Origin of the sequence: Streptomyces sp. UNOB3_S3 (assembly GCF_020740895.1) — a bacterium.
Classification (GTDB): domain Bacteria; phylum Actinomycetota; class Actinomycetes; order Streptomycetales; family Streptomycetaceae; genus Streptomyces.
In genome coordinates this window covers 1-15,804 of sequence record NZ_JAILXP010000158.1, presented here as the reverse complement: position 1 = coordinate 15,804, position 15,804 = coordinate 1, and the positions used below count along the sequence as shown (strand labels likewise).

The 15,804-nt window shown below is 73.0% G+C and carries 10 protein-coding genes; 2 read left to right on the top strand and 8 right to left on the bottom strand.

Annotation, left to right across the window (positions count from 1 at the left end; genetic code table 11):
• The 3 genes from K6I33_RS18525 to K6I33_RS18515 form a co-directional block, all read right to left on the bottom strand.
• On the bottom strand, positions 1-349 hold a 349-nt coding region (locus K6I33_RS18525), incomplete at its 3' end, for a DUF6479 family protein (protein WP_229353755.1).
• Positions 350-424: 75 nt separating this feature from the next.
• Positions 425-1,438 (bottom strand): nucleoside triphosphate pyrophosphohydrolase, encoded by a 1,014-nt coding sequence (locus K6I33_RS18520; protein ID WP_229353754.1) that lies wholly within the window; start codon positions 1,436-1,438, stop codon positions 425-427.
• Between the two features lie 109 nt (positions 1,439-1,547).
• The gene (locus K6I33_RS18515) at positions 1,548-2,168 is read right to left on the bottom strand and encodes a SurA N-terminal domain-containing protein (protein WP_229353753.1); all 621 of its coding nucleotides are present in this window, start codon (positions 2,166-2,168) and stop codon (positions 1,548-1,550) included.
• A gap of 401 nt (positions 2,169-2,569) precedes the next feature.
• Here K6I33_RS18515 and K6I33_RS18510 point away from each other — a divergent pair, with 401 nt between their 5' ends.
• Entirely contained in the window at positions 2,570-4,021 is a 1,452-nt protein-coding gene (locus K6I33_RS18510) for a DUF2079 domain-containing protein (RefSeq protein ID WP_229353752.1), read from the top strand.
• Positions 4,022-4,053: 32 nt separating this feature from the next.
• Here the strand turns inward: K6I33_RS18510 and mfd are convergent, their stop codons facing one another.
• The 3 genes from mfd to K6I33_RS18495 form a co-directional block, all read right to left on the bottom strand.
• Complete coding sequence (gene mfd, locus K6I33_RS18505) at positions 4,054-7,611, bottom strand: transcription-repair coupling factor (RefSeq protein ID WP_229353750.1); 3,558 nt, start codon at positions 7,609-7,611, stop codon at positions 4,054-4,056.
• Between the two features lie 214 nt (positions 7,612-7,825).
• Positions 7,826-10,396, bottom strand: a complete 2,571-nt coding sequence (locus K6I33_RS18500) for an ABC transporter permease (RefSeq protein ID WP_229353748.1) — start codon at positions 10,394-10,396, stop codon at positions 7,826-7,828.
• Positions 10,393-11,181: an ABC transporter ATP-binding protein gene (locus K6I33_RS18495; RefSeq protein WP_229353746.1), complete on the bottom strand. Its 789-nt coding sequence runs from the start codon at positions 11,179-11,181 to the stop codon at positions 10,393-10,395. The genes K6I33_RS18500 and K6I33_RS18495 overlap by 4 nt, the downstream gene beginning before the upstream one ends.
• Positions 11,182-11,676: 495 nt before the next feature.
• Between K6I33_RS18495 and K6I33_RS18490 the strand changes: the two genes are divergently transcribed.
• Positions 11,677-13,473 (top strand): lytic transglycosylase domain-containing protein, encoded by a 1,797-nt coding sequence (locus K6I33_RS18490; protein ID WP_229353744.1) that lies wholly within the window; start codon positions 11,677-11,679, stop codon positions 13,471-13,473.
• A gap of 66 nt (positions 13,474-13,539) precedes the next feature.
• On the opposite strand, the gene K6I33_RS18485 is transcribed toward K6I33_RS18490, so the two are convergent.
• The gene (locus K6I33_RS18485) at positions 13,540-14,430 is read right to left on the bottom strand and encodes a cellulose-binding protein (RefSeq protein WP_308297227.1); all 891 of its coding nucleotides are present in this window, start codon (positions 14,428-14,430) and stop codon (positions 13,540-13,542) included.
• A 186-nt stretch (positions 14,431-14,616) separates the two neighbouring features.
• Positions 14,617-15,804 (bottom strand): SUKH-4 family immunity protein (locus K6I33_RS18480; RefSeq protein ID WP_229353740.1); only part of this gene is annotated, 1,188 nt, incomplete at its 5' end.

The window sequence follows — 15,804 nt, the reverse complement described above, 5'->3', positions numbered from 1 at the left end:
GGTTCTTCATCTCATGCGGGAGGACACGCTCCCCATCGGCCTCCGGCAGCAGCTGGTCCGGCTCGTGGTGCTCGGTGACGTACCCCACCGACTCCTCGTCGTGGGTGTGCCCCGGACCGTGGTCGGGAGACGAGGGCCCCTGGTCGTGCTCCTGCCGGGTCTGCCAGGCGCCCTGACGGCGCTGCGGCTGGCTCGGCGGCGGGGGCTCCCGGTCGCGCACCCTCCGGCCGACGACGATGGCGCCGATCAGGATGGCGACGACGAAGAGCCCCACGATGAAGGGGGCGATCCCGCCGAGCTGAGCGGGAGCGGCGAGGGCCGGGGCTGTGACGAGGGGCTCAGTGCGCATGGAATCCGGGTACCCGTTGGCCGCGCCGTCAAGACCGCCACTGGGCCGAACGAGTGAGCGAACGCCCCGTCCGCGCTACTCCGGGGCCCCTCCCCGGGCCTCCTCCGCGGCCCGGATCGCGTCGCGGTAGGTGCGCGCGGCGGCCCGCAGGGCGGTCTCCGGCTCGACGCCGGCCGCCTCCGCCCGTACGGCCAGGGCCAGCAGCTCGTAGCCCACGCCGTCCCCGTCCGGCAGGGCCACCTCCAGCCGCTCGTGGCGGGCCCGGGAGGCGAGCTTCGCGGCGAGGGCCAGTGCCGGCTGGCCCAGCGGCACGCCCTCGGTGACCGACTCCCGGCGCTTCTCGTCGGCCTTCGTCCGCATCCAGTGCGCCTTGACCTCCTCCGGCGTCTCCGCGGACTCCTCGCCGAAGACGTGCGGATGGCGGTGGATGAGCTTGTCGACGATGCCGGCGGCGACGTCGTCGACGGAGAACGGCTCGTCCGGGTCGTCCTGGGCGATCCGGGCGTGGAAGACGACCTGGAGCAGGACGTCGCCCAGCTCCTCCCGGAGCGCCTCCCGGTCCCCGGTCTCGATGGCCTCCAGGAGCTCGTACATCTCCTCCAGCCCGTACTTCGCCAGGTCCTCGTGGGTGCGGATCCCGGTCCACGGGCAGGACACCCGGATCCGGTCCATCACCTGCACCAGGTCGAGCAGCCGGGCGCCGGGCAGGTCGTACGAGCCGGGGAGCAGCTCCAGCGCGGGCATCGACTCCCGGCCGGAGCCGGCCAGCCGGGCCAGGCCGTCGGTCAGGGCCGACTCGCCCTCGGCGGAGGTGAGCACCACGGCGGTGCGCCCGCCCGCCGCGCAGTAGTCGACGAGCTCCCGCGCGGCGGGCGACGCGTGCTCGACCACGACGCCGGCCTCCCCCAGATACGGCAGCTGGGGGTGGCCGGCGTCGGCGCACAGCACCCGGTCGGCGGCGCGCAGCGTCTGCCACGCCGGCCAGGACAGCAGACCGGGGGCGACCCGGTGGCTGGTGGTCAGCAGGACGATACGGCCGAGGGGGTCGCCCCCGGGGGCATCGGCGGGGGCGTTCACACGGTCAGTCACACGGCCGAGCCTAAAGGCTCCGCCGGGAGAGCGGTCCGGAGAGCGGTCGGGCAACCGCGGACCGCCCGTGGCTGGTCGCGCAGTTCCCCGCGCCCCTTACGGGGCGCGCTCAGGCCGGCTGCTCGGGGGCGGGCTGCCCGGCGGGGCGCAGCCAGGGCTCCTGGACGGTCCGGGCCGTGCCGCGCTTGGCGTCCCAGGTGCCGTAGCGCGGATTGACGTCGACGCGCAGGGCCTCGGACGTCTTCATCAGCGTGTCGACGGTACGGGCCTGGCCCAGCTTCTTCTCCAGCTTGGCGCGGACGAGCCCGGCGAGGAGCTCCTGGTCGATCTGGTCGGGGGCGATCCCGGCCGCGAGGAACCGGCTGTCGACCGCCGCCGGGCCGCCGAGCAGCTTCTCGACCTCCTCCCGGCGCTCCTGGATCTCCCGCCGGGTGACGTCGATGCCGTTGTCGCGGCCGGCGGCCTCGATGACCCGGTACTGGATCAGCCGCACCAGGGTGTCCTGGCTGAGCCGGGCGCTGCTCGCCAGCAGCTGCCGCCCCTGCGGCGAGGAGCGCTGCGCGTCGCGCACGTCCTCGACCTGGTTCTGGAGCTGGGCGACGGTGATCCGGTCCTTGCCCACCACGGCGGCGGCACCGGGATGCGGTGTGGAGCCGCAGCCGGTGAGCAGGGGTACGGCGGCGAGGAGCCCGGCGGCGGAGACGGAGAGCGCTGTCCTGCGGCGGATCATGAAGCCTCCCGGCGACAGAGATCGTGCGGCATGCGGTGAGCAGGGGCGTCGAGCAGGGGCGGGGCGGAACCCCGCGACGTGCGGTCCATCGGCCTGGCGTTGATCGATGGTAGGCAGTCCGCGTGGCCCGAGCCACTGATTCGGCCAACGATTCGCGGTCCGCCGGGATGCGCGAACACCCCGCGAGCCTCCCGGGAGAGTGGCACCGGGCGTACGTCCGGCCCAGCCACGGGATCGGGCGCCAAAGCGGGTGCCGGATCTTGGCGTGCGACGGCATCGTGACGCCCGCCGCCGAGGACGCATACTTCAAGACCAGCGGAGCGCACGGACCGCAAGAAAACCGGCTGAAGCCAGCCAAGGGGTACGAAGCCCCGGAAGCCGCAAGGAAGAGAGGACCCGCCATGGACTCGGCCACCGCCGACGTGTCGGCAGCAGGCCACAGCCGGGCCGAGGCCACACCACCCGGCCGCCCCCTGTCCGCCCGGCTGCGCGCACCGGGCCTGGACCCCTACTGGGTGGGCGCCGTCCTGTTCGTCCTCTACGCCGCCCTGTCCGTCAGCCGCTATCTGCGGATGCTCACCATGTCCTGGGACCTGGGCATCTTCGAGCAGGCGATACAGGCCTACGCCCATCTGCGGGCACCCATAGCCGACCTCAAGGGCCCCGGCACCAATATCCTCGGCGACCACTTCAGCCCCGTCACCGCGCTGATCGCCCCGCTCTACCGGGTCTTCCCCACACCCGTCACCCTCCTCGTGGTGCAGGCCGCGCTGTTCGCGCTGTCGGCCGTGCCGGTCACCCGCCTCGCCGCCCACCTCCTCGGCCGCGGCCGGGGACTCGCGATCGGCATCGCCTACGGACTGTCCTGGGGAGTCCAGCGCGCCGTCGAATTCGACTTCCACGAGATCGCCTTCGCCATGCCGCTGCTGGCCTTCTCCCTGGAGGCGCTCGTCCGCCGCCGGTGGACGGCCGCGGTGCTCTGGGCGGCGCCGCTGGCCCTGGTCAAGGAGGACCTCGGAGTCACGGCGGCGGCCATCGGCGTGGTGATCCTCCTCCGGCTGCGCGGCACGGGCCGCGACCCACGGGCCATGGCCCTCGCCTCCGGGCTGGTCGCCTTCGGGCTGGCGGCCACCGCCCTCGCCCTCGGCGTGATCATCCCCGGCTTCAACAACAGCGGCTCGTACGACTACTGGAACAAGCTCAGCGGCGACGGCGGACCCGCGCCCACGATTCCCCTCGACACCGCCCTCCGCACCCTGCTGTGGATCCTGCTGCCCACCACCGGACTGCTGGCCCTGCGCTCACCGGTGCTGCTCGTCGCCCTGCCCACCCTGGGCTGGCGGCTCGCCTCCCACGACGACCACTACTGGGGCACCGACTGGCACTACAGCGCCGTCCTGATGCCCATCGTCTTCATCGCCCTCGCCGACGCGCTCGCCACGGCGCGCGGCGCCGGCCGCCGCTGGCTGCGCCGCTACGCCCACCAGCTGCCCGCCGCCGTCCTCGCCGCGGCCCTCGCGCTCAGCGCGTCCCTGCCGCTGTACTCCCTGACCGTGCCCGACACCTACCGGATACCCGAGGGCGTCAAGGCCGCGGAGCGCCTCTTCGACCGGATCCCCGACAACGCCACCGTCGAGGCCGACATCACCCCCATAAGCCGGCTCGTCCACCGCTGCCGGGTCTTCTGGATAGGCGACACCCGCGGCATCGTCCCCGACTACATCGCGCTGCGCGTCACCGACGGCCGGACCCCGCAGGACCTGATCGCGGACGCGCGGACCCGGCACCCGGGGGCGACGTACACCGTGCTCGGCACGGAGAGCGGCTACGCCGTGCTGCGGCACGCCGGGTAGGCCGGGGCCCGGCCCGCGCCCCCTCGGGGCGCTCAGCCGAGGATCGTGGTGAGGAACTCCCCGGTCCACGCGAGGAGCTCGCGCCCGACCAGCGGCTTGCCGCCGATGGGCCGGGTCGCCGGGCGCGGCACCAGGATCTGCTGGGTGGCGGGCTTCATCACCGTGCGCGGGTGGAGCCGCTTGAGCCTCAGCTCCTGGGACTCGCGCAGCTCCACCGGGCCGAAGCGCACATTGGCGCCCTGGAGGGTGATGTCGGAGACCCCGCAGGCACGGGCCAGCATCCGCAGCCCGGCGACCAGCAGCAGGTTCTCCACGGGCTCCGGCAGCTTGCCGTAGCGGTCGGTGAGCTCCTCGCGGACGGCCTTGATGTCCTCCTCGGAGTTGGCCGAGGCGATGGCCCGGTAGGCCTGGAGGCGCAGCCGCTCGCCCGGCGCGTAGTCGTGCGGGACGTGCGCGTCGACGGGCAGCTCGATCTTCACCTCCAGCGGCGCCTCCGGCTCCTCCTCGCCGCCCTCCACGGACGCCCGGTAGTCCGCGACGGCCTCGCCGACCATCCGGATGTAGAGGTCGAAGCCGACGCCCGCGATATGGCCGGACTGCTCGCCGCCGAGGAGATTGCCCGCGCCGCGGATCTCCAGGTCCTTCATGGCGACGTACATGCCCGCGCCCATCTCCGTGTGCTGGGCGATGGTGGCCAGCCGCTCGTGCGCGGTCTCGGTGAGCGGCTTCTCCGGCGGGTAGAGGAAGTAGGCGTAGCCGCGCTCGCGGCTGCGGCCCACACGGCCGCGCAGCTGGTGGAGCTGCGACAGGCCGAAGTTGTCGCCGCGCTCGACGATGAGGGTGTTGGCGTTGGAGATGTCGATGCCCGACTCGACGATCGTCGTCGAGACCAGCACATCGAACTTCTTCTCCCAGAAGTCGACCACGACCTGCTCCAGCGCCGACTCCGACATCTGGCCGTGCGCCGTGGCGATCCGCGCCTCCGGCACGATCTCGCGCAGCCGCGCGGCGGCCCGGTCGATGGACTCCACCCGGTTGTGGATGTAGAAGACCTGGCCCTCGCGGAGCAGCTCGCGCCGGATCGCCGCGCCGATCTGCTTCTGGTCGTACGGCCCCACGAAGGTCAGCACCGGGTGCCGCTCCTCCGGCGGGGTGGTGATCGTGGACATCTCGCGGATGCCCGTGACCGCCATCTCCAGGGTGCGCGGGATGGGCGTGGCGGACATCGTCAGCACGTCGACGTTGGCGCGCAGCTTCTTCAGCTGCTCCTTGTGCTCGACGCCGAAGCGCTGCTCCTCGTCGACGATGACCAGGCCCAGGTCCTTGAACTTCGTCTCGGACGAGAAGAGGCGGTGGGTGCCGATGACGACGTCCACCGAGCCCTCGCGCAGGCCCTCCAGCACCGTCTTCGCCTCGGTGTCCGACTGGAAGCGGGACAGCGCCTTCACGGACACCGGGAACTGGGAGTAGCGCTCGGAGAACGTGCCGAAGTGCTGCTGCACCAGCAGGGTGGTGGGCACCAGCACGGCCACCTGCTTGCCGTCCTGCACGGCCTTGAAGGCCGCGCGGACCGCGATCTCGGTCTTGCCGTAGCCGACGTCGCCGCAGACCAGGCGGTCCATGGGGACGGACTTCTCCATGTCCTCCTTGACCTCGGCGATGGTGGTGAGCTGGTCGGGCGTCTCCGCGTAGGGGAAGGCGTCCTCCAGCTCGCGCTGCCAGGGCGTGTCGGGCGCGAAGGAGTGGCCGGGGGCGGCCATCCGGGCCGAGTAGAGCTTGATCAGGTCGGCGGCGATCTCCTTGACGGCCTTCTTGGCGCGCGCCTTGGTCTTCGTCCAGTCGGCGCCGCCCAGCCGGTGGAGGGTGGGGGCCTCGCCGCCGACGTACTTGGTGACCTGCTCCAGCTGGTCGGTGGGGATGTAGAGGCGGTCGCCGGGCTGGCCGCGCTTGGCGGGGGCGTACTCGACGAGCAGGTACTCGCGGGTGGCGCCCTGGACGGTGCGCTGGACCATCTCCAGGTAGCGCCCGACGCCGTGCTGCTCGTGGACGATGTAGTCGCCGGCCTGGAGGGTCAGCGGGTCGATGGTCTTGCGGCGGCGGACCGGCATCCGGCCCAGGTCCTTGCTGGCGGACTTCTGGCCGGTGAGATCGGCCTCGGTGAGCACCGCGATCTTCAGGGCGGGGTCGATGAAGCCGCTGTCGAGGCTCGCGCAGGAGACGTGGACGAGGGCCGGCGTCAGCTGGGGCAGGTCCGCGTCGAGGCGGGCGGGGATGCCCTCGCCCGCCAGCACCTCGGCCGTACGGGCGGCGGGGCCGTGGCCCTCGGTGAGGAAGACCGCGCGCCAGCCGTCGGCGACCCAGCCCTTGGTGTCGGCCAGGGCGCGGGCGGTGTCGCCGCGGTAGGTCTCGGGGGCGTGCATGCCCAGCTTGAGGGTGTCCCCGTCCGACTCCTCGTCCGCGGCGGCGCTGTGCTCGATGTCGCCGAAGGCGAACGGCGTGACCGACCACCACATCACGCCGAGCTCGCGGGCCCGGTCGCGGACGTCGGCGATGCTCCACAGGGACGCGGCGTTCACGTCGATGGGGGCCTCTCCGCCGCCGGCCGTGGCGGCCCACGAGGCCTGGAGGAACTCCTGGGAGGTGGCCACCAGGTCGGCGGCCCGGGTCCGGACCCGCTCGGGGTCGCAGACCACGGCCATCGCGCCGGCCGGCAGCACGTCCAGGAGCAGCTCCATGTCGTCGACGAGGGCGGGCGCGAGGGACTCCATGCCCTCGACCGCGATCCCCTCGGCGATCCTGCCGAGGAGCTCGCCGAGCTCGGGGTGGTCCTCGGCGAGGGCCGCGGCCCGCGTCCGGACCTCGTCGGTCAGCAGCAGCTCACGGCAGGGCGGGGCCCACAGGCCGTGCTCGGAGACCTCCAGGGAGCGCTGGTCGGCGACCTTGAAGTAGCGGATCTCCTCGACGTCGTCGCCCCAGAACTCGACGCGCAGGGGGTGTTCCTCGGTCGGCGGGAACACATCGAGGATGCCGCCGCGCACGGCGAACTCACCGCGCTTCTCGACCAGTTCGACGCGGGCGTACGCGGCGGCGGCGAGGGCGTCCACGATCTCTTCGAGGTCGGCGCTCCGCCCCGTGCGCAGGCTCACCGGCTCCAGGTCGCCCAGGCCCTTGACCTGCGGCTGCAGCACGGAACGGATGGGTGCCACGACGACGCTGACGGGCCCCGCGGCCGGGTCGTCCTTGCTGGGGTGCGCGAGGCGGCGCAGCACGGCGAGGCGGCGGCCGACGGTGTCCGAGCGCGGGGACAGCCGCTCGTGCGGCAGCGTCTCCCACGCGGGGTACTCGACGACGGCGTCCTCCGGGAGGAGCGAGCGCAGGGCCGCCGCCAGGTCCTCGGCCTCCCGGCCGGTGGCGGTCACGGCGAGCACGGGCCGGCCCGCGTCCCGGGCGAGCGCGGCGATCGCGAAGGGACGGGCGGCGGGCGGGCCGACCAGGTCGACGTGCGGCCGGTTTCCGTCGCCCGCGGCCTTCACCGCCTCGGCGAGCGCCGGATCGTTGACGACGGCGTCGAGCAGACCGTGCAGGCTCATGAAGGGCATCCCGTCCCGGGGTGGACAACGCGAGTAGCCCGACGCGGGCTGTGGGGGCGCCGGGCCGGGGGTTCCAGCCTACGACGGAGGGCCGACACCCGCCGGGCCGCTGCGCGGGGCGGTGGCCGGTCCGGCACCGCCGCGACGGCGAACGGCCCGGACCCGCACCCCCGTGGCGCGTCCGGGCCGTCGTTCCCCCTCGGGCAGCAGCCTGCTAATCCGTGGCGATCGCCTTCAGGACGTTCATCCGTCCCGCCCGGAACGCCGGGATCAGGGCGGAGAGCAGGCCCACCACCGCGGAGCCGAGGAAGACCGTGGTGATCGTCGGCCAGGGGATGTCCAGCACGCCCAGCCCCTGGGTGGCCAGCAGCCGCTGGGACGTGGTGCCCCAGGCCATGCCCAGGCCGAGGCCGAGGAGGGCGCCGAAGAGGGCGATGACCACCGACTCCAGACGGATCATGCGGCGCAGCTGGCGGCGGGAGAAGCCGATGGCGCGCAGCAGGCCGATCTCGCGGGTGCGCTCGACGACCGACAGGGCGAGGGTGTTCACGACGCCCAGGACGGCCACGATGATCGCGAGGGCCAGCAGGCCGTAGATCATGTTGAGCAGCTGGCCGACCTGGTCCTGGATGAGCTTCTTGTAGTCGGCCTGGTCGCGGACCTTGATCTGCGGGTAGTCGGCGACGGCGGCCTTGAGGGAGGCGGCGGCCTCCTTCGCGTGGCCGTCGGTGGCCTTGGCGAGGATCAGCATGTCGAGCGGCATCCGGTCCGCCGGCAGGTACTGCCGGGCGGTGTCGAGGCCGATGAACATCCCGCCCTTGTTGATGCTGGTGTCGTCGGAGGTGATGGCCTTGACCTGGAGCTTCGCCTCCCGGCCGCCGGTCATCGTGACGGTCAGCCGGTCGCCGGGCTTGATCCCGTGGTCCTTGGCGAAGCCCTCGGGGACGGTCATGGCGTCCTTGCCCCAGGCGTCGGCGAAGGTGCCCTGCACGGTTTCCGTGCGCAGGTCCTCGCCGTAGGTGGGCTCGGAGGCGTTCAGGCCTTCGGTGACGGACGTGCCGTCGGGGAGGGCGAGCTTGGCCTTGACCGTGGTGATGGTCGTGAAGTGGGCGATGCCGGAGGCCCGGCGGACGGCCTTGCTCTGGGCCGGGGTGAGCGGCCCGTTGTCGCTCTGGACGATGAAGTCCGCGCCGACGGACTTGTCGAGCTGGTCCGTGGCCGAGGCGACCATGGAGGAGCCGACCACCGACAGGGCGGCCACCAGCGCGAGGCCGATCATCAGGGCGGAGGCGGTGGCGCCCGTGCGGCGCGGGTTGCGCAGGGCGTTGCGCTCGGCGAGCCGGCCGACGGGGCCGAAGACCCGCAGGACGACGGCGGCGAGGACGCGGACCACGAAGCCGGCCAGCAGCGGGCCGACGACCACGAGGCCGACGAGGGTGAGCAGGACGCCCAGGCCCAGCAGGCCCGAGCCGGCCGAGGGCGAGTCCGCGTTCGCGGCGGCCAGCAGCGCGGCGCCGCCGGCGGCCGAGAGGGCGATGCCGATGGCGGCCCGGATCCGGCCGGCCTTGCCGTCGGCGGGGGTGCCCGCGTCGCGCAGGGCGGCGATCGGGGAGATCTTCCCGGCCCGGCGGGCGGGCAGGAACGCGGCGAGCACGGTGACGACGACGCCTAGGAGGAGGCCCACGACGGGCGTGGTGGCCTTGACGGTGAGCTCGGAGGTGTCGAGGTTCATGCCCATGGAGCCCATGAGCTCCATCAGCCCCACGGCCAGGGCGATGCCGCCACCGATGCCCAGCACCGAGCCGACGACGCCGAGGAGGACCGCCTCCGCCAGCACGGACCGCAGGACCTGCGAGCGGCTCGAGCCGATGGCCCGCATCAGGCCGATCTCGCGGGTGCGCTGGGCGACGAGCATGGAGAAGGTGTTGACGATCAGGAAGACGCCCACGAGGACGGCGATGCCGGCGAAGCCCAGCAGCGCGTACTTCATGACGTCGAGGACGGAGCCGATGTCCTTCTTGTTCTCGGCCTTGGTCTCGGCGGCGGTCCGGACCGCGTAGCCCGCGCCGTCGGTGCCGAGGGCGGCGGTGACGTTCTTCTTCAGCTGCTCGTGGCTGACGCCGGAGGCGGCGGTCAGCCCGTAGCCGCTGTAGGCGCCGCCGGTGCCGAGCAGCCGGGCCTGCGCGGTGGGCGTGTCGAAGTAGAGGACGGCCGCGCCCGGGTTGGTGGTCCTGTACGTGGCGATGCCGACGATCGTCACGGAGAAGTCGCCCGGAGCCGCCATGATCCGGAGCTTGTCGCCCGTCTTCAGGCCGTGCTTGGCGGCGGTGTCGGCGTCCAGGACTGCCTCGCCGGCGCCGCGCGGCTCGTGGCCGCTGGTGATCTCGACGGACTTCTTCTGGCTCTCGTCCCAGTTGGTGCCGACGGTGGGGGCGCCGGACTCGGGGCTGATGCTCTTGTTCTTCGCGTCGGCCGCGGTCAGCTGCTTACTGGTGGCGTGCGGCTCGACCTTGGCGACACCGGCGACCTGGGCGAGGCGGGGCGCCAGGGACGCGGGGACGGTCTCCGGGCGGCCGGTCTCCTGGGCGTCGTCGCCCTTCTCCGGGGAGACGCTGACGTCGGCGGCGGTGGACGCGAAGAGCTTGTCGAACGTGGCGTTCATGGTGTCGGTGAAGACGAGCGTGCCGCACACGAACGCCACCGACAGCAGGACGGCGACGGCGGAGAGCGCCATGCGTCCCTTGTGCGCGAGAACGTTGCGCAGGGAGGTCTTGAGGACGGTCACGACACCCGCCCACGGGCGTCGAACTTCTTCATGCGCTCGAAGACGGCGTCCGCCGTCGGGGAGTGCATCTCGTCGACGATGCGCCCGTCGGCGAGGTAGAGGACGCGGTCCGCGTAGGAGGCGGCGACGGCGTCGTGCGTCACCATGACGATGGTCTGGCCCAGTTCGTCCACCGAGCGGCGGAGGAAGCCGAGGACCTCGGCGCCGGAGCGCGAGTCGAGGTTGCCGGTGGGCTCGTCACCGAAGATGATCTCCGGCCGGGCGGCGAGGGCGCGGGCCACGGCGACGCGCTGCTGCTGACCGCCGGAGAGCTGGTTGGGGCGGTGCTTGAGCCGCCCGGACAGGCCGACGGTCTCCACGACCCGGTCCAGCCAGGCCCGGTCGGGCTTGCGGCCGGCGATGTCCATGGGGAGCGTGATGTTCTCGATGGCGTTGAGCGTCGGCAGCAGGTTGAACGCCTGGAAGATAAAGCCGATCCGGTCCCGGCGCAGCTGCGTGAGCTTCTTGTCCTTCAGGCCCGTGATCTCGGTGTCGTCGATGAATATCTGCCCCGAGGAGACGGTGTCGAGCCCGGCCAGACAGTGCATCAGCGTGGACTTGCCGGAGCCCGACGGGCCCATGATGGCCGTGAACCGCCCCCGGGCGATGTCCACGTCCACGTGGTCGAGGGCGACGACCCGGGTCTCCCCGGACCCGTACGCCTTGACGACCTGCCGGGCCCTCGCCGCGACGGCCGCTTGACCTCCGGTGCCCCCGGTCGTGGGAATCGATACAGCGGTTGTCACGGTGTGCTTCTCCTATATACGGGTGTGCGGGCTCATGCCGAGGAGCCCCGGCAGGGGCTGTAACGGGTTCAAGGGTGCTGACTGGCGAAGGCGGCGGCGATGGTGCCCGTCCCTGTCTTCGAGGTGGGGACAACCCCACCCCGGCACTGCGGCCGCCCTCAGAAATGTAGGCGGCGGCCCGGGCCCCGCTCCTCCTCCTGCGGTACGAACCGGAGGGAGGAGAACGTACGGCGATCCCCCTAGGGGTTCGCAGGGGCCGACCCTGACGGAGGCTGGAGCTCCGCTACGCACCGAGGACGCGCCGCGTGCGCACCGAGAGGGAAGTGCCCGCTCCGGACGGCCACTTGCGGGCGGCGGACCGGCGAAGAATCTGTGAAGCCAGTCCCCGGACAAGACAACTGCGGCCACTGGGAATTAGTGTTCGGGTCTATGGCCGAGGGGGGAGACGGGCGACCCCCTTCACCCGGCCGCCGGTCTCCCGAGGAAGCAGCCTCCGTGAAGATACTTCGTACCCGCGCTGCGAGCGTCTCCCGCCAGGGACTGTGCACTGCTCTGCTCGTCGCCAGCCTCACGACCGCCGCGGTGGGCGCCAGCCCCGCCAGCGGCGCGTTCGGCGGCGACCCGTCCCCCGGGCCCGACAATCCGCAGCGGAAGCCGCACGGCGTCCCCAACCTCACCCTCCCCGACCTCGTCCCGCGACCCGGCGCCTCCGGCAAGCCCGGCAGCCCCGCCGGCCGCGGTGACACCCCCGACGGCAGCACGGGCATCCCGGTGACCGCCCTCGCCGCCTACAAGAACGCCGAGAAGCTCGCCGCCGAGCGCTACCCGGGCTGCCACATCCCGTGGCAGCTCGTCGCCGGCATCGGAAAGGTGGAGTCCGAGCACGCGGCCTCCTACGGCCTGCGCTCGGACGGCACGACGGAGAGACAGATCCTGGGGCCCCGGCTGACGGGCGGCCAGTTCGCGGAGATCAAGGACACCGACGGCGGCCGCTGGGACGGCGACGCCCAGTACGACCGGGCCGTCGGGCCGACCCAGTTCATCCCCTCCACCTGGGAGAGCTACGGCGTCGACGGCAACGGCGACGGCAAGGCCGACCCCAACAACATCTTCGACGCGGCCGCGGGCACCGCCCGCTACCTCTGCGCCGGCAACAAGGACCTGCGCGACCCCGCCGACCTCGACCGGGCCATCCTCAGCTACAACAACTCCCGCGAGTACGTGAACGCCGTGCTCGCCTGGATGCGGACGTACCAGAGCGGCCAGGTCGGCACCACGCCCGACACCGGGACCGGCACCGGGACGTCCACCGGGCCGACCCCGCCGTGGAGCGGCCCGAAGCCCACACCGGTACCGCCGGTCAACGGTGGCGGCAGCGGTACGGGCACCACCAAGCCCGGTACGCCCTCGAAGCCTTCGAAGCCCTCGACTCCGGACAAGCCGACCCCGGACAAGCCCAAGCCCGACAACCCGAGCAAGCCGGACAAGCCCGGTGGCGGCGGCGACAAGCCCACTCCGGACAAGCCCAAGCCGCCCGCCGTCTCCCGCCTCGACCGCGTCGGCGACGAGCAGCTGACGGCCACGGCCGGCGAGACCTTCGCCGAGCAGCCGGCCGTCCGCGCCCTGACCGCCGACGGAAAGGCCGCCCCGGCGGGCACCCGCGTCACGTTCGAGGTCGTCGGCCTGAGGACCGGCGCCCGCTTCGAGGGCGACAACCGCACCGCCACCGTCACCGTCGACAAGGACGGCAAGGCCGTCGCACCGAAGCTCACCGCGGGCGACGTCCCCGGCGACTTCACCGTCCGCGCCACCGTCGACGGCAAGGGCGGCGCGAAGATCACCACCGACTTCGCCGGCACCGTCAAGGCCGTACCCGCCCCGCGCGCCACCTCCCTGGAGCGCGACGGCAAGGGCGACCTGACGGCCGCTCCGAAGAGCTCCTTCAAGGAGCAGATCAAGCTCAAGGCCCTCGACAAGGACAAGGGCAAGGCCGCCGCCGGCGCGATGGTCACCGTCACCGTCCTGGAGCGCGACGGCAAGACCCCCGCCACGACCGGCCCGTACTTCCTCGACGGGGGCGACACACCGCAGCGCCGCGTCACCCTCGTCAAGACGGACGAGAACGGCTACGTCACCCTGCCGAAGCTGTTCACGGACGAGCACGCCGGAACGTACATCCTGCACCTGACCACGACCGACGGCGCGATCCTCGACCTGGAGCTGACCGTCGCGGCCCCCGCGACACAGAGCCCGGCCCCGGCCACGCCCTCGGCCACACCCACCAAGAAGTAACAGGACGCGCGACGGCCCCGCCCCCCTGGCATTCACCGAAGGGAGGCGGGGCCGTCCGCTGCCCGCCTACTCGTTCGCCGCCACGTCCTCCGCCACCGGCTTGCCCGTCAGGGCCGCCAGGCTGTGCCGGACGTGCGCCATGTGCGACTTGAGCTCCTCACGCCGCTCCTCGTGCTCGCGCAGCACCCGCTCGGTGTCCCGCGCGATGCGCTCCTCGCGCACCCGCGCCTGCGCGATCACCGCCGCCGCCTGCGCCTCGGCGTCCTCCTGGCCGTGCCGAGCGGCCTCCTCCGTGTCCGCGTACCGGCGCCGCGCGTCACCCAGCGCCGTCCGCGCGTACTCCTCCAGCGCCGCCACCCGGGCGTCCATCGCCGCCTCGCGCTCGGCGATCTCCCGCCCCGCCGCGTCCCAGCGCTCGGCGTGCTCCTTCTCCTGCTCGGCCAGGATGTGGGCGCTCCGCTGCCGCATCTCCTTCAGCGCCGCCAGCGACTCCTCGCGCCGCTCCGTCGTCTCCTGACGCACCGTGGTCCGCAGGTCGTCCGCGACCGTCTGGGCGGCCAGCTGCGCCTGCCGCGCCCACTCCTCCGCCTCGGCGCGCACCGCCACCGCGAACTCGTGCGCCGAGTCCCGCACCGAACGCGCATGGCCCTCCGCCGCCTCCTGCAGGCCCAGCGCCTCGGCCTCGGAACGCTCGCGCAGCCCCGCCGCCTCCAGCTCGGCCGTGGTCACCAGGCCCTGGGCACGCGGGCCGAGGGTCTCGTACGTCTGCGGCGGCAGCTTGGCGACGACCTGGGCGAGGCGCCGCACCTCGTCCTCCATCTCCCGCGCCAGGACCGTCAGCCGAGCGGCCCGCTCCCAGGCGGAATCCCGCTGCCGGGCGAACTCCCCCACCGTGCGGTCGACCTGCTCGGGCCGGTAACCACGGCCTCGTACGACAGCGAAACCGTCAGGAGACACCGGTGAACTCATCCTTGTAGCCCCTTATATCCGGAAATCCGGTATGCGACAGGTCGGCGTCCATCATTCCCGGACAACCGGAGCGCCCATGACGCGACACTCCGCGACACCGGGCGCCCGGCCCCGATCCGGGGACCGGGCACACCCCGCCGTCCGGGCACGCCTCACCGACCGCCGGCCCGGCCGCTAGAAGAGACCGTCCCACATCTGCTCCAACAGCACGGCCCACCAGTTCTCCGGCGTGGACAGAGCGGCCGGGTCCAACGCGGCCAGCTGCTCCTGAAAGTCCACGGTCCAGCGCCCGGCCTGCTCCGGCGTCAGCCCGTAACGCCACCGCCACATCTTCCCGAGCAGCGCCAAAGAGCGAACGAACTGAGGCAGGCTCGTGTTGACGAACTGCGGCGGCACGGGGTGACCGTCCGGCCCCGCCTCAAGGGGAACCGCCACGATGTGCGCCGTACCGTACTGCACACACAGCTGACGGCCGTAGTCCCCGCCCATCACCAGGTACGAGCCCGCGTCCGCCGCCGGCCGCACCCCGCGCTCGGCTGCCAGCTCCGCCAGCGTCGGCACCGGCCGGCCCGGCTGCGCCTGCGCCCAGAAGAACGGCCCGAAATCGGCCGGCAGCCCCGCCCAGACCAGCGTCTGCGCGACGACCTCCGGCACACCCTGCCGGGACACGGCCCGCTGGTCGAACCGGAACACCCCCTGCGGACCGAACGCCTCCGCCAGCTCCCGCCCGATCACGTCCGGCCCGACCGGCGGCGCCGGCTGGACCGCGCCCGGATGCGGCACCGGCACCGGATTCGGCGCGGGCCGCGCGGGACCGTCCGCGACCTGGTGCAGCTCGCCCTGGTGCGCCACGAGATGACGCATGCCCTGCTGACGGGTGGCGTGGTCACGCCCGTACGGCGCGGTGTGGCTGATCCGCACCTGCGGCCACGTCTCACGGATCATCCGCGCGCAGTACCCACCGGGCAGATCACACGACTCCAGCTCCGTGTGCAGCTCCAGCACCTGCTGCGGCGGCACGTTCATCGCCCGCAGCTCGTGCAGGATCTGCCACTCGGGATGCGGCGTACCGGGCGCGCTGCGCCGGATGATCTGCTGCTCGGACCCGTCCTGGGCACGGTAACGGAGCACCGCCATATAGCCCGGCCCGACGGTGGGCAGCCCGGTCGGGGCGGCCTGCGGGTAACCGTAGGCGGGGGCCTGCGGCGGCTGCGGAGCGCCCTGCGGGGCGCCGGGCGCCTGGGGCGGCTGCGACTGCGGCGGCTGCGGGGCCGCGCCGGGGAGGCCGGGGGTGCCGGGCCCGGCGAGCATCGTCGCGGCCGCGTGCACACCGCCGCCGGGCCCGGCACCCCCGGCCTCCCC